22 protein-coding genes and 1 pseudogene are annotated in these 18,039 nt (G+C 38.2%); 16 read left to right on the top strand and 7 right to left on the bottom strand.

From position 1 onward, the window contains the following. Positions 1–49: 49 nt before the first annotated feature. Positions 50–904, bottom strand: a complete 855-nt coding sequence (gene proI / locus AS180_RS01880) for a pyrroline-5-carboxylate reductase ProI (protein WP_025909791.1) — start codon at positions 902–904, stop codon at positions 50–52. Positions 905–1,156: 252 nt separating this feature from the next. Here proI and AS180_RS01875 point away from each other — a divergent pair, with 252 nt between their 5' ends. Then, positions 1,157–2,110 (top strand): MBL fold metallo-hydrolase, encoded by a 954-nt coding sequence (locus tag AS180_RS01875; protein ID WP_025909792.1) that lies wholly within the window; start codon positions 1,157–1,159, stop codon positions 2,108–2,110. A gap of 66 nt (positions 2,111–2,176) precedes the next feature. Continuing rightward, positions 2,177–2,968 (top strand): SDR family NAD(P)-dependent oxidoreductase, encoded by a 792-nt coding sequence (locus AS180_RS01870; RefSeq protein WP_062686271.1) that lies wholly within the window; start codon positions 2,177–2,179, stop codon positions 2,966–2,968. 25 nt (positions 2,969–2,993) lie between these two features. Here AS180_RS01870 and AS180_RS01865 read toward each other — a convergent pair. Both AS180_RS01865 and AS180_RS01860 read right to left on the bottom strand, forming a co-directional pair. After that, positions 2,994–3,391, bottom strand: a pseudogene (locus AS180_RS01865) (SDR family oxidoreductase); the annotation flags it as partial. A 9-nt stretch (positions 3,392–3,400) separates the two neighbouring features. After that, complete coding sequence (locus tag AS180_RS01860) at positions 3,401–3,589, bottom strand: CDGSH iron-sulfur domain-containing protein (RefSeq protein WP_175384181.1); 189 nt, start codon at positions 3,587–3,589, stop codon at positions 3,401–3,403. A gap of 169 nt (positions 3,590–3,758) precedes the next feature. Between AS180_RS01860 and AS180_RS01855 the strand changes: the two genes are divergently transcribed. Then, complete coding sequence (locus AS180_RS01855; RefSeq protein WP_062686269.1) at positions 3,759–4,097, top strand: iron-sulfur cluster biosynthesis family protein; 339 nt, start codon at positions 3,759–3,761, stop codon at positions 4,095–4,097. Between the two features lie 24 nt (positions 4,098–4,121). On the opposite strand, the gene AS180_RS01850 is transcribed toward AS180_RS01855, so the two are convergent. Further along, positions 4,122–5,033 carry a hydroxymethylglutaryl-CoA lyase gene (locus AS180_RS01850; RefSeq protein WP_062686267.1) on the bottom strand — a complete coding sequence of 304 codons (912 nt, stop codon included), beginning with the start codon at positions 5,031–5,033 and terminating at the stop codon, positions 4,122–4,124. A 175-nt stretch (positions 5,034–5,208) separates the two neighbouring features. On the opposite strand from AS180_RS01850, the gene AS180_RS01845 reads away from it, so the two are divergent. The 4 genes from AS180_RS01845 to AS180_RS01830 all read left to right on the top strand — a co-directional run bounded on the left by AS180_RS01845 (position 5,209) and on the right by AS180_RS01830 (position 8,319). Further along, the gene (locus AS180_RS01845) at positions 5,209–6,396 is read left to right on the top strand and encodes an acetyl-CoA C-acetyltransferase (RefSeq protein ID WP_025909797.1); all 1,188 of its coding nucleotides are present in this window, start codon (positions 5,209–5,211) and stop codon (positions 6,394–6,396) included. A gap of 233 nt (positions 6,397–6,629) precedes the next feature. After that, entirely contained in the window at positions 6,630–7,319 is a 690-nt protein-coding gene (locus AS180_RS01840) for a CoA transferase subunit A (RefSeq protein WP_025909798.1), read from the top strand. Between the two features lie 17 nt (positions 7,320–7,336). Continuing rightward, positions 7,337–8,005 carry a CoA transferase subunit B gene (locus tag AS180_RS01835; protein ID WP_025909799.1) on the top strand — a complete coding sequence of 223 codons (669 nt, stop codon included), beginning with the start codon at positions 7,337–7,339 and terminating at the stop codon, positions 8,003–8,005. A 65-nt stretch (positions 8,006–8,070) separates the two neighbouring features. Next, complete coding sequence (locus AS180_RS01830; RefSeq protein WP_226372914.1) at positions 8,071–8,319, top strand: YqkE family protein; 249 nt, start codon at positions 8,071–8,073, stop codon at positions 8,317–8,319. A 31-nt stretch (positions 8,320–8,350) separates the two neighbouring features. Here AS180_RS01830 and AS180_RS01825 read toward each other — a convergent pair whose 3' ends face one another. Together AS180_RS01825 and mciZ are read right to left on the bottom strand one after the other, a co-directional pair. Then, entirely contained in the window at positions 8,351–9,259 is a 909-nt protein-coding gene (locus AS180_RS01825; RefSeq protein WP_025908916.1) for an aldo/keto reductase, read from the bottom strand. A 115-nt stretch (positions 9,260–9,374) separates the two neighbouring features. After that, complete coding sequence (gene mciZ / locus AS180_RS21375; protein ID WP_076512177.1) at positions 9,375–9,527, bottom strand: Z-ring formation inhibitor MciZ; 153 nt, start codon at positions 9,525–9,527, stop codon at positions 9,375–9,377. A gap of 71 nt (positions 9,528–9,598) precedes the next feature. On the opposite strand from mciZ, the gene AS180_RS01820 reads away from it, so the two are divergent. The 3 genes from AS180_RS01820 (at position 9,599) to fur (ending at position 11,462) form a co-directional block, all read left to right on the top strand. Further along, positions 9,599–10,150, top strand: a complete 552-nt coding sequence (locus AS180_RS01820) for an NUDIX domain-containing protein (protein WP_025909101.1) — start codon at positions 9,599–9,601, stop codon at positions 10,148–10,150. Between the two features lie 97 nt (positions 10,151–10,247). Further along, positions 10,248–10,892 carry a stage II sporulation protein M gene (gene spoIIM, locus AS180_RS01815; RefSeq protein WP_025909100.1) on the top strand — a complete coding sequence of 215 codons (645 nt, stop codon included), beginning with the start codon at positions 10,248–10,250 and terminating at the stop codon, positions 10,890–10,892. 111 nt (positions 10,893–11,003) lie between these two features. Further along, positions 11,004–11,462, top strand: a complete 459-nt coding sequence (gene fur / locus AS180_RS01810) for a ferric iron uptake transcriptional regulator (RefSeq protein ID WP_025909099.1) — start codon at positions 11,004–11,006, stop codon at positions 11,460–11,462. Between the two features lie 97 nt (positions 11,463–11,559). On the opposite strand, the gene AS180_RS21370 is transcribed toward fur, so the two are convergent. Beyond that, positions 11,560–11,754, bottom strand: a complete 195-nt coding sequence (locus tag AS180_RS21370; RefSeq protein WP_226372913.1) for a hypothetical protein — start codon at positions 11,752–11,754, stop codon at positions 11,560–11,562. A 144-nt stretch (positions 11,755–11,898) separates the two neighbouring features. Here AS180_RS21370 and AS180_RS01805 point away from each other — a divergent pair, with 144 nt between their 5' ends. From AS180_RS01805 to AS180_RS01780, 6 genes are all read left to right on the top strand, one after another. Beyond that, a complete protein-coding gene (locus AS180_RS01805; protein WP_025909098.1) occupies positions 11,899–12,126 on the top strand; it encodes a YqzK family protein in 228 nt (75 codons plus the stop codon). A 6-nt stretch (positions 12,127–12,132) separates the two neighbouring features. Continuing rightward, positions 12,133–13,026: a site-specific tyrosine recombinase XerD gene (gene xerD, locus AS180_RS01800; protein ID WP_025909097.1), complete on the top strand. Its 894-nt coding sequence runs from the start codon at positions 12,133–12,135 to the stop codon at positions 13,024–13,026. 247 nt (positions 13,027–13,273) lie between these two features. Then, on the top strand, positions 13,274–14,458 hold the full coding sequence (gene deoB / locus AS180_RS01795; protein ID WP_025909096.1) for a phosphopentomutase: 1,185 nt from the start codon (positions 13,274–13,276) through the stop codon (positions 14,456–14,458). Positions 14,459–14,474: 16 nt separating this feature from the next. Further along, positions 14,475–15,302 carry a purine-nucleoside phosphorylase gene (locus AS180_RS01790; protein ID WP_025909095.1) on the top strand — a complete coding sequence of 276 codons (828 nt, stop codon included), beginning with the start codon at positions 14,475–14,477 and terminating at the stop codon, positions 15,300–15,302. A gap of 93 nt (positions 15,303–15,395) precedes the next feature. Next, positions 15,396–16,700: a pyrimidine-nucleoside phosphorylase gene (locus tag AS180_RS01785; protein ID WP_062686265.1), complete on the top strand. Its 1,305-nt coding sequence runs from the start codon at positions 15,396–15,398 to the stop codon at positions 16,698–16,700. A gap of 113 nt (positions 16,701–16,813) precedes the next feature. Further along, positions 16,814–17,980: a D-alanyl-D-alanine carboxypeptidase family protein gene (locus AS180_RS01780; RefSeq protein WP_025909093.1), complete on the top strand. Its 1,167-nt coding sequence runs from the start codon at positions 16,814–16,816 to the stop codon at positions 17,978–17,980. The last annotated feature ends 59 nt before the right edge of the window (positions 17,981–18,039 follow it).

The following is an 18,039-nucleotide window of genomic DNA, read 5'->3' as shown; positions in this document are numbered from 1 at the left end:
AGCTAGTGTTCGTCTTTTAGAAGCAATCATTTTGTTATGTCCCAAACTCTTAACGTGATGTACGACTGCTCATCATTTTTTCATCAATAGCTTCACCTAATTCTTTTGAGCGAAGTGTAGCTTTGTCAATACATTGGATAAGCGCTTCTTGAAATTCGTAGTCAGTCAGTTGTTCTAGCCCTGCTTCTGTCGTTCCTCCTGGACTGGTAACTTCTTTTCGTAACGTGGTAGGACTTTTTGGTGATGTTCTGAGCATCTGAGCTGCACCAATTAGTGTTTGTGTAATTAAGTCTGTCGCTACGTCTGACTCAAGGCCTTGATGTAGAGCAGCTTTTTGCATCGCTTCTACCAAATAATAAACATATGCGGGTCCACTACCTGATAAGCCTGTAACAGCATGAAGTTGTGCTTCGGGAACAACTGTAACCGTTCCAACTGTATGGAAGAGAGTTTCAGCTAATTTTATATGCTCGTCGTTAGCATGCTCCCCCTTGGAAATGGCCGTTGCAGATAAACCGATTGAAGCGGAAGTATTTGGCATTGCTCGAACAACAGGTACTTTGTGTTGAAATAAAGATAAGATGCTACTTGTTGAAACTCCTGCAAGGACGGAAATGATAAGGTGGCTCTTATGGATATAAGGCTTAATGTTTTCAATGCTTTCCACAACGTCTTTTGGTTTGACTGCTAGTACAATTACGTCGCTTTTTTGAATGATTAAAGGAATGTTTCGAGTAATATTAATTTTATATTGATTACGTAATTCATGAAGTCGTGCGTCGTTGCTGTAATTTGTAACGTGAATTTGTCCGGGCTTAAATTTGTTTGTACTAATTAGCCCTGAAATCATGGCTTCGGCCATTGATCCAGCGCCGATAAAAGCAATATTTAATGGTTGTTTCATCAAGGGATGAACCTCCTTTTTATATATACCTGTTAATGAATGAAAATACTTTTTGTTCTGTATGAAGTCGTTGTATTTAATACATATAAGCTGTCTTCTGTGAGTGGATTTTATAAGCATATTGTTGTAATTATGCACTGAGAAAATGATAGCTGTCAATCTAATTTTCAGAAAAGAAAGCATATTGTATGAATGTATATTGGAATCGTGTACACTTAAAGAAAACGTCATTACTTAGAAGGGGACAACGTTATGAAGGAACAAATTCACAAATTCACATTGCCAACACCGTTTGCAGTTGGAGATGTAAATGTATATGTACTAAAAGGAGAGTCCATTACTTTAATTGATGCAGGGGTGAAGACAGAAGAGGCTTGGAATTCTTTTACGAAACAGCTAAATGAAATTGGCTTACATGTAGAGGATATCGATCAAGTGTTACTGACACACCATCATCCGGACCATGTAGGTATGCTTGATTATTTTTCACCAGATACACCGGTAATCGGACATTGGAGAAACGAGCCGTGGATTTCGAAAGATCCGAATTTCTTTGACCAGTATGACCGATTTTTCACAGAGTTCTTTACGCAGTTAGGCGTAGATGAACGATTTCGAAAATATCTAAAAGGATTACGTCATTCAATGAAATATTCTTGTGAAAGATCACTAAACAATCAAGTTCAAGAAGGTAGTGTAATAAAAGGCTTGGAAGATTGGGGTATTATTGAAGTGCCTGGACATGCTCAAAGTCATATTGCCTTATATCACCAGCAAAGCGAAACCTTAATTGGTGGAGACGTATTACTTAAACATATTTCATCTAACCCGCTTATTGAGCCTCCGTATCATGAAGGTGAGAAACGAAAAAAGTCAATGCTTCAGTATAATACATCTCTTCGTCGTCTTTCTGAATTACCTATTTCATGTATCTACACAGGCCATGGAGATGAAGTGAAAGAAGTGAGTAAACTTGTATCAGAACGACTAACTAAGCAAAGAGAGCGTGCTGAAAAAGTATATCAACTTTTAAAGAACAAGCCGATGTCTGCATTTGATGTTTGTAAATTCCTGTTTCCATCCGTGTATGAAAAAGAATTAGGGTTGACGATGTCTGAAACGGTAGGGCAATTAGACTACCTTGAAAGCCTCCGCCAAATTAGTTGTCAATATGAAAGTGATCGTTTTATTTATCACACTCATTAATCTTGTTTTTTTAAGTGTAGAAAGATAAGATTAAAAGCACTGAGTTTGTATAATTGAGGTGTAAGAATGAATAATCTTAAAGGAAAGCATATTTTAATTACGGGTGCATCCGGTGGATTAGGAAAAATGATTAGCTATGAAGTAGCTAAAAGAGGTGCTAATCCAATCCTTGTTGCTAGAAATGAAATCCGCCTTCAAGAAGTATCAGAACAAATCGGTGAGAAGTATGGAGTTACTTGCCGTACATATCGATTAGACGTTGCTAATCTAAGTGACGTTCAAACGGTCATGAATCAAATTCTTGAAGATGTTTATAAAATTGATGTGCTAATTAACAATGCTGGTTTTGGGGTATTTGAGGAAGTAACGGAAGCTTCAATGGATACGATTTTGTCCATGTTTCAAGTAAACGTCCTGGGATTAATTGCGTGTACGAAATCAGTATTACCAGCTATGTTAGAAAGAAATGAAGGTCATATTATTAATATTGCTTCTCAAGCAGGTAAGCTAGCTACGCCTAAATCCAGTGGGTATGCTGCTTCAAAGCATGCCGTATTAGGGTTTACAAATGGATTACGCCTAGAAATTGCTAGGACTAACGTGCGAGTGACTGCAGTTAATCCAGGTCCAATTCAAACCAACTTTTTTACCATTGCCGATCAAACAGGTTCTTACGAAAAGAGCATGAAAAATATGATGCTTGACCCAGTAGATGTTGCTAGAAAAGTCGTTGAATCTATCGGGACCAACAAGCGAGAGATTAACTTGCCAAAGTGGATGGGCATTGGCTCTACAATTTATCAGGTTGCTCCATGGTTAGTTGAAAAACTAGCAGGAAATGCGTTTTACAAAAAATAAGCTCAGTGCCCTCAATGGGCATGAGCTTATTGTAGGATGGATCATAAAGCATTTTACCAGGCCGTGTGTATGCGATGTGACCTCCATCAACCGTAATGCAATCTCCCGTTACATATGAACTGTCATCAGATGCCAAGAAAAGTACAGCGCCTGCTACCTCTTCTGGTTTTCCTAGACGTCCCATTGAATCAACCCATTCGTAGGCTTTTCTAAACTTTTTTCCTTCTTCTGATCCTGATAGTCCGTCAAGAAGGGGGATTCAATTGTTCCTGGTGCAATAACATTAACAGGAATACCGTCCCGTGCATAACCGATAGCCATTGTTCGAGTAAGATTTGTAATTGCCCCTTTTGCAGCGTTATATCCGGATCGACCTAAATCTGCAGCTAGTCCAGATACAGAGGAGTTATTAATAATTGAACCGCTTAAAGATTACTCGTCTAATACGGCTTTAGCACGCACGCAAGATTCAAATTTACCTTTATGATTTCCGTCACAAAAGGGCATCTTTTGTGACATGCCACATCGACATAGTGAAAACGTGGGTTTCGTTTCATACTTATTACCTTCAGCATCAATTAATTCAACATCACCAGTCACTCGAAATGATCCGTTATCCATTACCTTGATTTGAACTTTTGGCAAGTTAATTCCTCCTTATGTATGATAAGCGCTCATCCATTGTCTATACTAATGAGCGTAATAGTTTATGGAGTGAGCATTGTATATTATACTTCATTATATAAACATGTTCGCATCGTTTATACATTTATTTAAAAGGAGCGATAGAATGAACATTGTATTTACCAATCGTGCTCTTGAAAAAGTTGCTGAAAAATATGATCAAAGCTCATCTCTATTTTTAAAATTGAAATATGATACGGACGGCTGTGGCTGTGTTGTAAGCGGCGTTACATCACTTTGGATTGTTGCGGATAAAGAATTTGATGACGTTGTTGTTTCGACAAACGCTGGTGACATTCTTATTGAGAAAACAAAACAAGTGTTTATGGATGATAACATGACAATTGATTATAGTGACGCTGCTGGAACATTCATGCTAAAAAGTCCAGCGCAAATTTTAAATCCAAGAATGTCATTTATTGACCAATCAGCAAAAGCGCGGTAGATTCTACCGTGCTTTTTTACTTTCTTATCGTTTAGCTAATTGATAGAGACGGTATTGCTTACTTGAAACTGGATGTGAAAGGTAGGGTTCAATATAGGAAACAGCTTCCAGAATTTTTTCGCGATTCACATTTGTTTGAACACCCATTTCATCTAACATAAAAATTAAGTCTTCTGTTGCAATATTACCAGTTGCCCCTTTAGCGAAAGGGCATCCACCAATCCCGCCAGCTGAAGAGTCAAAGCGGGTAACCCCAGCTTGAAGGCAAGCATAAATATTAGCCATAGCTACTCCTCTTGTGTCGTGAAAGTGTGCGTTTAGTAGGACTGTAGGAAATGCGCGTTTCAATGCTGAAAAGAGAGTAAAAACGTCTTTTGGGTTAGCCATCCCGATTGTATCTGCAATGCTGAGCTCGGTTACGCCCGCTTCTACAAAGTGTGCGCAAAGCTCTACGGTTTTGTCTGGATTAATTTTCCCTTCGTATGGACAGTAAAATGAAGTTGATATGCATGTGCGAACGTAGGCATTACGTTCTTTAAGCTTCTCCATAAGAGGTAGCTGTTGGTGAAGAGCTTCAGCAGTTGTTTTGTTAATATTATGCTGGTTAAACGAGTTGCTGACGCCGATAAATAAAGCAACAGATTGACAATTTTCTTCAAGTGCTTTAGTCAGGCCTTGCTCATTTGGAACGAGAACAATATGGCGGTTATTAGTAGGTTGCTGTAATGAGAATGCTTGAATAACTTGCTGTGCATCCTTCATTTGAGGCACCCATTTTGGTGAGACAAAAGAAGTTAATTCAATCTCTGATAGGCCAGCTTCTTTTAATAAAGAAATAAACTGGATTTTCACATGTGTTGGTACAAATTTTTTTTCATTTTGTAGTCCATCTCGAGGACCTACTTCAATGATGGTTGCTTTAGAAGGTAACGACATAATTTTCCTCCTTTTTGATAACGCTTTCAATTACCTATTTTAAAGGATAGAAGTTTAAATTCAATAAAAATTATAAATTTTTACAAAATAAACGAAATTACAATAGGAAAATTAAGTTGGTTGTCGAATAAGCATATATGTGACAGTAATCAAACAGTAGGGAGAGGTTAACGACATGAGTCAAACAGAAGTGGTCATTGTAAGCGCTGTTAGAACGGCAATCGGCAGCTTTGGGGGAAGCTTACAAAATGTTTCTGCACCAACTTTAGGTGGAGTAGTCATTAAAGAAGCACTAAATAAAGTAGGAATCGCAGCAAATGATGTAGATGAAGTAATTATGGGGAACGTCTTGCAAGCAGGATTAGGTCAAAACCCGGCTAGACAAGCAGCTCTCGCAGCGGGTTTACCAGAAACAGTTTCTTCATTAACAATCAATAAAGTGTGTGGATCAGGACTAAAGGCAGTTCATCTTGCAACTCAAGCAATCCTTGCTGGTGATGCTGAAGTTATCGTAGCGGGTGGAATGGAAAATATGAGCCAAGCGCCATATTTATTAAAGAATGCTCGCAATGGATTCAAAATGGGAGATCAAAAAGTCGTTGATAGTATGATTCAAGATGGACTATGGTGTGCTTTTAACGATTATCATATGGGAATTACAGCTGAAAATTTATGTGATAAATATAGCATTACGCGTGAAGAACAAGACTCTTTTGCTGCTGCTAGTCAGCAAAAAGCAGAGGCTGCAATCGAATCAGGACGATTCCAAGATGAGATTGTTCCGGTAGAAGTACCAGGACGCAAAGGTCAAGTAACCATTTTTGATCGCGATGAGTTTCCACGTGCTGGTACAACAGCAGAAAGCTTAGGTAAGTTACGTCCTGCATTTAAAAAGGATGGTTCTGTAACAGCTGGAAATGCTTCTGGTATTAATGATGGTGCGGCAGCGGTTGTTGTGATGAGCCGTCAAAAAGCAGACGAACTAGGCTTAACACCTTTAGTAACAATTAAATCCAATGCAAGTGCTGGTGTTGACCCAAGCATTATGGGAATCGGCCCAGTAAGCGCTGTAAAAAAAGCATTGGAAAAGGCAGCGGTATCTTTAGAAGATGTTGAATTAGTAGAAGCAAACGAAGCTTTTGCAGCACAGTCAATTGCTGTTGATCGTGAGCTTAAATTTAACCAAGAAACATTAAATGTTAATGGTGGAGCAATCGCACTAGGTCATCCAATAGGAGCTAGTGGAACTCGCGTGTTAGTTTCTCTTATTCATGAAATGCAAAAACGTGAAGCGAAGCTAGGCCTTGCAACGTTATGCATTGGTGGCGGACAAGGGGTTGCTACATTAGTAGAACGTCCATAATATTGAAAAAACCATGAAGCTATTTTAGCATTCATGGTTTTTTTTTATGCCATATATTCTCAAATGAAGTGAACGTTCTTAAAAAGTAGGCATATAGTATAGCAAAACACCTATAACTTTTTCGAACGAAAAAATAATTACTTATAATTGCTAGTTATATATTTTAAAAAAGTTCTAAATATTCTATAATAAAATAGTAAGCGTTTTCAAAAAATCGAAGGGGTGGGTTATGTATGAAACCGGTACATACATCATTTATTGAAGCAGTTAAGCCAGTAAAAGATGGTTCAACAATTATGGTTGGAGGATTTGGTCTTTGTGGTATTCCGGAAAATCTCATTTTAGCGTTAGTCGAAACGGGAGTAAAAGACTTAACGGTTATCTCCAATAACTGTGGAGTTGATGAGTGGGGACTAGGATTATTATTAAAAAATAAGCAAATTAAAAAGATGATAGGTTCCTATGTCGGTGAAAATAAAGAATTTGAGCGTCAAGTTCTATCAGGAGAGATTGACGTAGAGCTTTTACCACAAGGGACGCTTGCAGAAAAGATTCGTGCTGGCGGAGCAGGGATTCCAGCTTTTTATACACCAGCAGGAGTTGGCACACCAATTGCGATGGGAAAAGAAACAAGAACATTTGACGGCAAAGAGTATTTATTAGAAGAAGCATTGGTGGCAGATGTCAGCTTAGTAAGAGCTTGGAAAGCTGATTACATGGGAAACCTTATATACAATAAAACAGCTCGCAATTTTAGTCCGATGATTGCAGCTGCAGGTAAAGTGACAATTGCTGAAGTAGAAGAGCTTCACGAAACAGGTAAATTAAATCCAAATATGATTCATACACCGAGTGTTTATGTTCAGTCTTTAATTGTTGGCGAGCAGCAAAAACGTATTGAACGCTTAACGGTTCAAAAATAACGAGAGGAGCGGTTATGATGATTGAAAATGGTGTAAATGTAAGAGAGCGAATTGCAAAGCGAGCAGAAAAAGAAATTCAGGATGGCTTTTATGTAAACTTAGGTATTGGTATTCCAACACTTGTTGCAAATTATATTTCAGACAATAAAACGGTGGTACTTCAGTCGGAAAATGGATTGTTAGGTATTGGACCTTATCCAAAAGAAGGAGACGTCGATCCAGATTTAATTAATGCCGGTAAAGAAACCGTAACAGCTATCGATGGAGCAGCGTATTTCGATAGCGCTGAGTCGTTTGGAATGATTCGTGGTGGCCATATTAACATAGCGATTTTAGGTGGTATGGAAGTTTCGGAGACCGGTGATTTAGCAAACTGGATGATTCCAGGAAAGATGATTAAAGGTATGGGTGGAGCTATGGACCTTGTCCACGGAGCTCAGCGCATTATCGTTATCATGGAACATGTGACAAGAAAAGGTGAACCAAAGATTTTAAAAGAATGCACGCTCCCTTTAACAGGTCAAGGTGTTGTAAACCGCATTATTACAGATCGTGCTGTTATTGATGTAACTGATACCGGGCTAAAGCTAATTGAAGTAGCATCAGGATATACGGTCGATGATATTATTCAATCAACCGCTCCAGGTCTAGTAATAGACGAAAATGTAAAGCTGGATGCGTTCTAATTAATTGTTGTAGATATTTGCTTATGGTAAAATGTCTATCATAATTTAATTGCAGTGGGTGAACAATGATGGCAAAACACAGGCAAAAGAACAGTCAAAAGAAACAAGAAAATCAAATTAGTTTAAAAGATCAATTGAATAGCGATTTAGTAAAGCAGCTTCAAGCAAAGAAACATGCGCTCGCGAAGCGTGAAGAGCAGAGAATTGAGGAAGAGCAAAAAGAGAAAGAGCGCGCTCGAAAGGAAAAAGAAAAAAATAAATCATTTGAAGAACTATTTAATGAAAGTGATTTAAAATGGAATGAATTTAAATAAAAGCTCTTGCCGATAAGGCAAGAGCTTTTATTTAGCGGTGTGCTTCGTATTTATTTGCTTTAGTTAATGATTGAAGCTTTTCATAGTGTAGTTCACTTAAAGGGAGCTTTTCAACAGCTTGTACATTTTCTCGAAGCTGAGCTGGACTACTTGCTCCTGCTACTACTGATGCAACAACAGGATGATAAAGGCAGTAGTTTAACGCTGCGTGATTTAAGTCTGAATCAACGCCCTGTAGAGCAGGTATAAGCTGTTCCAAATCTTTTTTCGTATAAGTTAAATAACCTGCTTCGTTTGTAGCAAGCTTTTCTTGAGCGCGATTTGTTAGCAAACCTTTTGCGACGGGACCTCTTGCAACCACGCTGATGTTATATTCGTTTAAAAGAGGAAGCACGCTTTCTTCAGGTCGACGGTCTAATAGGCTATACTGCATCATTACGCTAACGATTGAAGATTTTTTTACGAATTCACGAATAACGTTTGGGCGTATAGACGAAATCCCATATTCACGAATGAGTCCTTCTTTTTTTAGCTCTTCGAACGCTTCGATTGTTTCGTCAATGTTGTCTTCAATTGTGCCTCCGTGCAGTTGATATAAATCAATATAATCGGTTTTTAATCGGTGTAAGCTTTCCTTTACGGCATCCTTTATGTATGCTTTCGATGGGTCCCAACGCCAACCGTCCTCAACGTCATTCCAGCGGTTTCCTACTTTTGTAGCCAAAATGATATCTTGTCTCTTTGGTTTTAGCGCTTGACCAACAATCTCTTCATTGAGACCGAAGTCATATAAATCAGCGGTGTCAAAATAATTGATACCAAGATCAACCGCTTCATCTATAATTCGCTGAGCACTTTTAACATCCGTTCCTAGCGACATACACCCCAAGCTAACTTCACTAACCAATAGATTGGAGGAACCTAGCTGCCTCTTTTTCATCCTATCCACTCCTTTGGAATACGTTTTATCTATTATATTGTAGCCTGGATAATTTTATAAACTCAACTAATTGACTCAAAGAGGCACAGAAAAAGCAGCGCTTTGCTAGCGCTGCTTAACTTTTTATTATCTTTTTAGGTTCGTTTGAAATAGTAGAAACCCATTCGTGAACATATTGAAAATGCGTACCATATTCTTTTAGCTTTTGGCGGATTTCCCATGCTTTTCCTACTAAAATCACTTGTTTACCCTCTACATAAACTTTCATTTCTTCTACCTCCTAAAAGTCGTATGATAGAATATATGTAGAGGGTTTAAATTTAGAACGAGGTGGATAAAATGGATCATTTAATTGAAAAGACGCTTGCGAAAAAAGAGATTTTTAAAGGAAGAGTCATTGATTTACAAGTGGAAGAAGTACAGCTTCCAAATGGGAAAACGAGTACGAGAGAAGTTATTAAGCATCCTGGAGCAGTTGCTGTTATTGCATTAACGGCTGACCATAAGCTAGTAATGGTCAAACAATATCGCAAAGCAATGGATCGAGTCCTAGTCGAGATTCCAGCAGGTAAACTTGAAAAAGGTGAAGAGCCCATCGTCACAGCTAAACGTGAGCTAGAAGAAGAAACGGGTTATACATGTAAAGAACTGAAACATATTATTTCCTTCTATACGTCACCGGGATTTGCAGATGAGCTTGTACATCTCTATACAGCCGAGAAGCTAGAGGTTATGGAAACAAAAGCAAGCCTGGATGAGGATGAGTTTGTTGAAGTGATAGAAACAAGCATTGAAGAAGCGCTTCAAATGATTCAAACAAATGAAATTTACGATGCAAAAACAGCGTACGCAGTTCAATATTTACAGCTTAGAAGTGCGCTAGGTGAGTAACTACCATTCGTTTCTACTATAAAAAGTAGAATAATCTCTGTCATAGTTACGCTGAATCTATCATATACTCTATCGAGTGATTGATAGGGGGAAGACGATGAGAAAAATGTGGATTAAGCGTGCTTATACACAGCACTTGCGCGATAACAGTTCAATTTATCTATTTGTCACGGTGCTGTTTTTAATGGGGATTATCTTTGGAGCTATCGTGGTAAATAGCTTAACAGTCGATCAAAAAGACGATCTTTATTTTTACCTAAACCGTTTCTTTGGCCTTGTTAAAACTGGAGAAGTGGCCACGAGTACCGAAATGTTTCAGCAAAGCTTCTTTCATAACGTAAAATACCTCGGGCTTATTTGGATTTTGGGTATAGCTATCATTGGCTTACCAGTCGTGTTAATCTTACTTTTTATTAAAGGAATGGTGATCGGATTTACGGTTGGCTTTTTAGTAAATCGCATGGGACTTTCCGGCTTTGCGTTATCTTTTGTGTCGGTAATGCCACAAAACATTTTCTTAATACCTGCGTTTTTAATCTTAACAACAGCTTCCGTGGCGTTTTCGTTAAAGCTTATTCGTCAGCAGTTCTTTAAGGGAGCAAAGGAACAGGTTGCTGCTTCGTTCTTTCGTTACAGCGGTATTTTAGTAGGAGTATTTGTTTTAATTGCATGTGCATCCTTAATTGAAGGCTATGTTTCTCCTACATTAATGAAAACAATGATGAGCTTAGTGAATAAATAATAGTTATTCTTATTTTAAAAACATTCTTTTATTTACGTTATAATAATTTTATTTTGACACCCCTTCGACATTTGATATAATAAATGAGTGAATGGCGAGGGAGGGAATGTTATGGAAAATCGAGTTGAGCGAATAAAGCAACAGTTGCACTCAGCAAGCTACAAATTGACACCTCAACGTGAGGCGACTGTAAGAGTACTCCTTGAACACGAAGAGGATCATTTGAGTGCCGAAGATGTGTATCTCCTCGTCAAGGAAAAGTCTCCGGAAATTGGTTTAGCAACTGTTTATCGAACTTTAGAATTACTAACAGAATTAAAAATTGTTGATAAGATAAACTTTGGTGATGGCGTGTCTCGCTATGACCTTCGTCAAGAAGGAGCTGCACACTTTCATCACCACTTAGTTTGTATCGAATGTGGATCAGTGGACGAAATTCAAGAAGACTTGCTTGAAGATGTAGAAGAGATTGTTGAAAAGCAGTGGCGCTTTAAAATTAAAGATCATCGCTTGACGTTTCATGGCATTTGTCATCGTTGTCAAGGCGAAGATGAAAACAAAGACGAGTGAAATAAGCCTTTTCCTTTTGGGAGAAGGTTTTTGTTTTTTTATGAAAATGACTAAGCTCGGCGCTGTATTTACGAACGCGTAGCTTAGTCATACGGAGTTAATGGAATGGAAGATTGTAAAAAAGTGAAATCGTTAATGGTATTGCTAGTAGAGTACCCGCAGATAGTAGCGTAATAAGCTTGTAGTTATTTATTTCTTTAGAGGATTTCATCGTTTCGCGAGATACTTCATACCATATTCCGGTTGATATTAAAGCAATCAGTAATAGCATAGTGGTAGTCAGCTTTTTCACCTCCTTCAGCAATATAAATGTATTTTAACATATTTGTAAGTTATTAACATAAGTTAGCGTTGAATTAGGCAAGGTAAAGTAGGTATAAAACATGTCCAGATTGGCATATCTTTTAATAGTGTTGAAAATTGGAGGATATGTCTAATGAAATCATGGGTTGAGCTAGTATATAATAGCTGTAAGGTGTTTATTTTATTTACAGGCTGCACACTATTGTTTTATTTTGGTATGGTATGGGTGTCAGGAGAATATCAAGATTATAAACGTTATGATGAGCCGAGCGGCTCCGCAGTGAAAGTAATGCAAATGAACGTATATGAAGATCAAACGTGGATTGAAAGATTATTTATGTTTTATCAAAACGGGGAGTAGAGGCAATTGAAGGATCAAGTTCAAGATTTTATTCACTATTTAATAGTAGAAAGAGGTTTAGCTAAAAACACAATCGATTCGTATGAGCGGGATTTAAAGAAATATAGTCAGTATTTAGAACATGTTGAGCAGTTAAATCATCTAAATGCTGTGACAAGAGCACATATTGTGAGTTTTCTTAAGCATTTAACAGATCAGCAAAAATCATCCAAAACAATTGCTAGACATATCGCATCGATTCGTTCGTTTCACCAATTTTTACTTCGCGAGAAAGTGACTGAACAAGATCCATCCGTTCATATTGAAACACCGCAGCTTGAACGAAAACTACCGAAAGTATTAAATGCAGAGGAAGTAGAAGCACTTCTGTCAGTCTTTGATACGTCTACGCCATTTGGATTGCGAGATAAAGCGATGCTTGAGCTTCTCTACGCAACGGGAATGCGTGTGTCAGAGCTTGTGAATTTAAACATAGAAGATGCACATTTAACAATGGGCTTTGTTCGTTGCTTTGGAAAAGGTAGTAAGGAGCGAATTGTTCCACTTGGGCGAATGGCAACGGAAGCAATCGAAGCATACCTGGCACAAGCTCGTCCAATTTTAACGAAAAAGCAGCAAGGAGAACACGCTTTGTTTGTGAATCATCACGGGAAGCGACTAACAAGGCAGGGGTTCTGGAAGATTTTAAAAGGATTAGCGAAAGATGCGCGTATTGAAAAGGAATTAACGCCTCATACTTTGCGACATTCTTTTGCTACACACTTGCTTGAAAATGGGGCGGATCTACGAGCAGTTCAGGAAATGTTGGGGCATGCAGATATTTCGACGACTCAAATTTATACGCACGTAACAAAAACACGCTTGAAAGATGTTTATAATCAATTCCATCCGCGTGCTTAAAGGTAAAAGGTTAACGGCATTGTTTTATAGCAATGTCGTTCTTTAAATGAAAACACTTTCATTTTCTATGTACAAATAAGAAAAAACCTTTTATACTATGGAGGTCAGACTTCTGACCAATAAAGATTATGGTTAAACTTTTCCTTAAAGGGAATTTTATAATATATTGGAAACTATACGATTACAGTATTGTTTATTATAGCTTCATGAGTGAAGTGAATTTTACAACAAAGATGGAGGAATGAAGATGTTATCATCTACATACAAACGCGTATTTCTAGTTGTGATGGACTCTGTAGGAATTGGTGAATCACCAGACGCGGAAAAGTACAATGACTTGGGAGCAGATACACTAGGGCATATTGCAGAGCATTGTAACGGCTTGGATATGCCGAACATGAGCAAGCTTGGCCTAAGTAATATCCGTCCAATTAAAGGAATTGAAAAAGCAGAACAGCCGTTAGCAGTTTACACAAAGATGCAGGAAGCTTCAGCGGGTAAAGATACAATGACGGGTCATTGGGAGATTATGGGGCTTAATATCGATACACCATTTAACGTGTTTCCAGATGGATTTCCAGATGAGCTTATTAAAAAGCTAGAGGATAAGACAGGACGTAAAATTATTGGTAACAAGCCTGCGTCAGGAACAGAAATTTTAGATGAGCTTGGAGAAGAGCATGTGAAAACAGGTGCGTTAATTGTCTATACTTCAGCAGATTCAGTGCTACAGATTGCAGCTCATGAAGAAGTGGTGCCGCTTGAAGAACTATATGAAATCTGTGAGTATGCTCGCAAAATTACGCTAGACGACCCATATATGATTGGGCGTATTATTGCTCGTCCATTCCTTGGAGAGGCGGGGAACTTTACACGTACAGCAAATCGACATGATTATGCACTAAAGCCGTTTGGACGCACAGTCATGAACGAATTAAAAGATAGCAATTTTGATGTTATTGCTATTGGGAAAATCTCTGATATCTATGATGGTGAAGGTGTGACAAAATCACTTCGTACAAAGTCAAACATGGATGGAATGGATAAGCTAATCGACACATTAAAAATGGACTTTAACGGATTAAGTTTCTTAAACTTAGTTGATTTTGATGCGTTGTTTGGTCATCGTCGTGATCCAGAAGGATATGGAAAAGCTCTTGAAGAATTTGATGATCGTTTAGCAGAGGTATTCCCGTTATTAAACGATGATGATTTATTAATCATTACAGCAGACCACGGAAATGACCCAGTTCATCATGGTACAGATCATACGCGTGAATATGTTCCAATGTTAGCCTATAGCCCAAGTATGAAAATTGGTAAAGAGATTGACGTGCGCTCAACGTTTGCTGACATTGGAGCGACGGTAGCTGAGAACTTTGGTGTGAAGATGCCACAGTTTGGAAAAAGTTTTTTACGTGAACTAAATTAAGAGAGTGGGGAAAAAGATGAAGCGAGATGTAATTCATACAGCAGCAACATATATTCAAGGTAAAACGACAATTCAACCAACAATTGGATTGATTTTAGGATCAGGTTTAGGCGTATTAGCTGATGAGGTTCAGGACGCTGTAAAAATTCCATATAATGATATTCCCGAGTTTCCGGTATCAACAGTTGAAGGTCATGCGGGTCAGCTTGTAATTGGTACAATTCAAGATGTACCTGTCATTGCAATGCAAGGGCGCTTTCACTTTTACGAAGGATACTCTTTAGAAAAAGTAACATTTCCAGTGCGCGTTATGAAAGAGCTTGGAATTGAAACAATTATTGTGACGAACGCAGCGGGAGGCATAAATGAATCCTATAATCCTGGAGACTTAATGCTTATCTCAGATCATATTAACAACTTTGGAACAAATCCTTTAATTGGACCAAATGACAGTGAACTAGGCGTTCGTTTTCCAGATATGTCAACAGCCTATTGTCCAAAGCTACGTGCATTAGCAAAAGACGTAGCTAGTGAGCTAAATATTGCTGTTCAAGAGGGTGTATATGTAGGAAATACTGGTCCTACGTACGAAACGCCAGCTGAAGTTCGTATGCTACGCGTTGTAGGCGGAGACGCAGTGGGGATGTCAACTGTGCCGGAAGTAATTGTTGCTCGTCATGCAGGCTTGCGCGTCCTAGGTATTTCATGTATTTCAAATATGGCTGCAGGAATTTTAGATCAGCCCCTTCACCATGATGAAGTAATTGAAACAACAGAAAAAGTAAAAAAACAGTTCCTAGCACTAGTAAAAGAAGTTGTAAAACAAATTCCACAACACTCATAAAAAGGGAGTAGCTGTTACATATCATGTGACAGCTGCTTTTTAACTAATGGTGAATCCGTTTTCAAAAACCTATTTTAAAGGGGACTTACGAACATGAGAATGGTAGATTTAATTGAAAAAAAGCGTGATCGCAAAGAACTTACAAGAGAAGAGATTCAGTTTATCGTTAAAGGTTTTACAGATGGAGACATTCCCGATTATCAAATGAGTGCTCTTTCTATGGCTATTTTCTTTAATGGGATGACAGAGCAAGAGCGTGCAGATTTAACAATGTCAATGGTGGACTCCGGTGATGTCATTGATTTATCAGCAATTGAAGGTATTAAAGTTGATAAACATAGTACAGGGGGAGTAGGAGATACAACAACTCTTGTTCTGGCGCCTTTAGTGGCAGCTGTAGGTGTACCGGTAGCGAAAATGTCGGGACGTGGCTTAGGACATACAGGTGGGACAATTGATAAGCTAGAAGCTATCTCAGGCTTTGATGTAGAAATTAGTAAGCAAGAATTTATTGATTTGGTTAATAAAAACAAAGTGGCTGTAGTTGGTCAAACAGGAAATTTAACGCCAGCTGACAAGAAGCTGTACGCGCTTCGTGATGTAACTGCAACCGTTAACAGCATTCCTCTTATCGCAAGTTCAATTATGAGTAAGAAAATTGCTGCGGGGGCAGATGCAATCGTGTTGGATATAAAAACAGGTGCTGGTGCTTTTATGAAGAGCTTGGATGAAGCAAAAGAATTGGCTCAAGCGATGGTGAATATCGGTAATAACGTAGGGCGTAATACAATGGCTGTCATTTCAGATATGAGCCAACCGCTTGGCTATGCAATTGGAAATGCACTTGAAGTAAAAGAAGCAATCGATACTCTACAAGGAAAAGGACCAAAAGATTTAGAAGAGCTGTGTTTAACATTAGGAAGTTACATGGTACTATTAGCTGAAAAAGCAGAATCGCTAACAGAAGCACGCCAAAAACTAGAAGAAGTAATAGCTAATGGAAAAGCGCTTGAAGCGTTTAAAGTTTTTTTAGAGTCACAAGGTGGAGACGGCTCTCTTGTAGATGATCCAACAAAATTACCACAGGCGAAACATATCGTGGAAGTTGAAGCAAAAACGGATGGCTATGTATCGGAAATTATTGCTGATTCTATTGGGACAGCTGCCATGTGGCTAGGCGCTGGTAGAGCAACAAAAGAATCGGAAATCGATTTGGCAGTAGGACTGGTTCTTCAAAAGAAAATCGGAGACTACGTGAAGGCTGGAGAATCACTTGTAACGATTCATAGCAACACAGAAGATATTGCCAAAGTAAAAGAAAGAATTTATGAAAGCATCAAGCTAAGTGAAGAAGCGGTCGAGGCACCTCCACTTGTATACGATACAATTCCTAAATAAATGATTGAAAAAGCATTGAGGTAACTCTCAGTGCTTTTTTATTTTGGAGCGGAGTATAAAGTCTTACAACGGTGGAAAAAATAGGTTTGTATAAAGAATGGAGGTTTGTGTAGATGAAGTGTAATATTATGAAACTACTCGTTGTCATCTTTTTATTCTCACTTATGACACAGCCTGTTTTAGCGAGTGAAAAAAAGTCTACGGAGTTAGCGGCACAAGCTAAATCGGCAATTTTAATTGAACGAGATACAGGGAAGGTTTTATATGAAAAAAATAGTGATCAACCCCTCCCACCTGCAAGCATGACTAAAATTATGACAATGATTTTAATTATGGAAGCGCTTGATAAAGGTGAAATTACGTTCAAAGATAAAGTTAGAGCAAGTGAATATGCAGCTTCTATGGGAGGTTCACAAATCTTCTTAGAGCCTGGTGAAGAGATGACCGTTAATGAATTATTAAAGGGAATTGCAATTGGATCTGGAAATGATGCATCAATGGCGATGGCTGAGCACTTAGCTGGTTCAGAGGATAAGTTTGTTGAAATGATGAACAAGAAAGCTAAAGAAATTGGCTTAAAACATACAAAGTTTCAAAACCCAACAGGACTGCCTGTTGACGATCATTATAGTACTGCCCATGACATGGCAATGATGGGAAAAGAACTATTGAAATATGAAGATATTATTAATTATACAAGTAAATATGAAGATTACTTAAGGGAAGATACTGATAAGAAATTCTGGCTCGTTAACACAAATCGCTTGGTGAAATTCTATCCGGGTGTTGACGGTTTGAAAACAGGGTTCACAGGGCAAGCCAAATACTGCTTAACGGCTACTGCTAAAAAGGGAAATATGCGTGTCATTGCAGTTGTATTTGGAGCGAATACGCCTAAAGAGCGAAATAATGAAGTAACAAAAATGTTAGATTATGCATTTAGTCAGTATACAACAACTCCTTTATATAAAAAGGACGCACCAATTAAAAAGGTAGAAGTTAATAAAGGAGAGCAAAAGTACGTAAATGCCGTAACATCAGAGCCGTTATCTGTTCTTGCGAAAAAAGGAACAACAGCTAAGGACATGAAGACAGAAGTCAAACTTGATGAAAATTTGAATGCCCCTGTAAAAAAAGGTGATGAAATCGGCACTATTACCATCAAGAAAGATGGTAAAGTTATGAGCAAATCTCCACTTGTTGCGGAAGAAGACGTTGAAATTGCCTCGTATTGGCAGCTATTTAAGCGTACATTTTCACTATTTTCACAAACATCTTAAAAAAAAACGACTAACATTGACGAAATGCTACTAGTTTTGTCACTCAGAAGGAATACGTC

Source organism: Priestia veravalensis, assembly GCF_001457055.1.
GTDB classification, from domain to species: Bacteria; Bacillota; Bacilli; order Bacillales; family Bacillaceae_H; genus Priestia; species Priestia flexa.
The sequence above is the reverse complement of the archived record's forward strand: the minus strand, read 5'-3'. Positions and strand labels throughout refer to the sequence as shown.

What these genes read in the sequence shown, in the direction of transcription:
- proI (WP_025909791.1), bottom strand. Translation starts at nt 904, where the DNA reads ATGAAACAACCATTAAATATTGCTTTTATCGGCGCTGGATCAATGGCC.
- AS180_RS01875 (WP_025909792.1), top strand. Translation starts at nt 1,157, where the DNA reads ATGAAGGAACAAATTCACAAATTCACATTGCCAACACCGTTTGCAGTT.
- AS180_RS01870 (WP_062686271.1), top strand. Translation starts at nt 2,177, where the DNA reads ATGAATAATCTTAAAGGAAAGCATATTTTAATTACGGGTGCATCCGGT.
- AS180_RS01860 (WP_175384181.1), bottom strand. Translation starts at nt 3,589, where the DNA reads ATGGATAACGGATCATTTCGAGTGACTGGTGATGTTGAATTAATTGAT.
- AS180_RS01855 (WP_062686269.1), top strand. Translation starts at nt 3,759, where the DNA reads ATGAACATTGTATTTACCAATCGTGCTCTTGAAAAAGTTGCTGAAAAA.
- AS180_RS01850 (WP_062686267.1), bottom strand. Translation starts at nt 5,033, where the DNA reads ATGTCGTTACCTTCTAAAGCAACCATCATTGAAGTAGGTCCTCGAGAT.
- AS180_RS01845 (WP_025909797.1), top strand. Translation starts at nt 5,209, where the DNA reads ATGAGTCAAACAGAAGTGGTCATTGTAAGCGCTGTTAGAACGGCAATC.
- AS180_RS01840 (WP_025909798.1), top strand. Translation starts at nt 6,630, where the DNA reads ATGAAACCGGTACATACATCATTTATTGAAGCAGTTAAGCCAGTAAAA.
- AS180_RS01835 (WP_025909799.1), top strand. Translation starts at nt 7,337, where the DNA reads ATGATTGAAAATGGTGTAAATGTAAGAGAGCGAATTGCAAAGCGAGCA.
- AS180_RS01830 (WP_226372914.1), top strand. Translation starts at nt 8,071, where the DNA reads ATGATGGCAAAACACAGGCAAAAGAACAGTCAAAAGAAACAAGAAAAT.
- AS180_RS01825 (WP_025908916.1), bottom strand. Translation starts at nt 9,259, where the DNA reads ATGAAAAAGAGGCAGCTAGGTTCCTCCAATCTATTGGTTAGTGAAGTT.
- mciZ (WP_076512177.1), bottom strand. Translation starts at nt 9,527, where the DNA reads ATGAAAGTTTATGTAGAGGGTAAACAAGTGATTTTAGTAGGAAAAGCA.
- AS180_RS01820 (WP_025909101.1), top strand. Translation starts at nt 9,599, where the DNA reads ATGGATCATTTAATTGAAAAGACGCTTGCGAAAAAAGAGATTTTTAAA.
- spoIIM (WP_025909100.1), top strand. Translation starts at nt 10,248, where the DNA reads ATGAGAAAAATGTGGATTAAGCGTGCTTATACACAGCACTTGCGCGAT.
- fur (WP_025909099.1), top strand. Translation starts at nt 11,004, where the DNA reads ATGGAAAATCGAGTTGAGCGAATAAAGCAACAGTTGCACTCAGCAAGC.
- AS180_RS01805 (WP_025909098.1), top strand. Translation starts at nt 11,899, where the DNA reads ATGAAATCATGGGTTGAGCTAGTATATAATAGCTGTAAGGTGTTTATT.
- deoB (WP_025909096.1), top strand. Translation starts at nt 13,274, where the DNA reads ATGTTATCATCTACATACAAACGCGTATTTCTAGTTGTGATGGACTCT.
- AS180_RS01790 (WP_025909095.1), top strand. Translation starts at nt 14,475, where the DNA reads ATGAAGCGAGATGTAATTCATACAGCAGCAACATATATTCAAGGTAAA.
- AS180_RS01785 (WP_062686265.1), top strand. Translation starts at nt 15,396, where the DNA reads ATGAGAATGGTAGATTTAATTGAAAAAAAGCGTGATCGCAAAGAACTT.
- AS180_RS01780 (WP_025909093.1), top strand. Translation starts at nt 16,814, where the DNA reads ATGAAGTGTAATATTATGAAACTACTCGTTGTCATCTTTTTATTCTCA.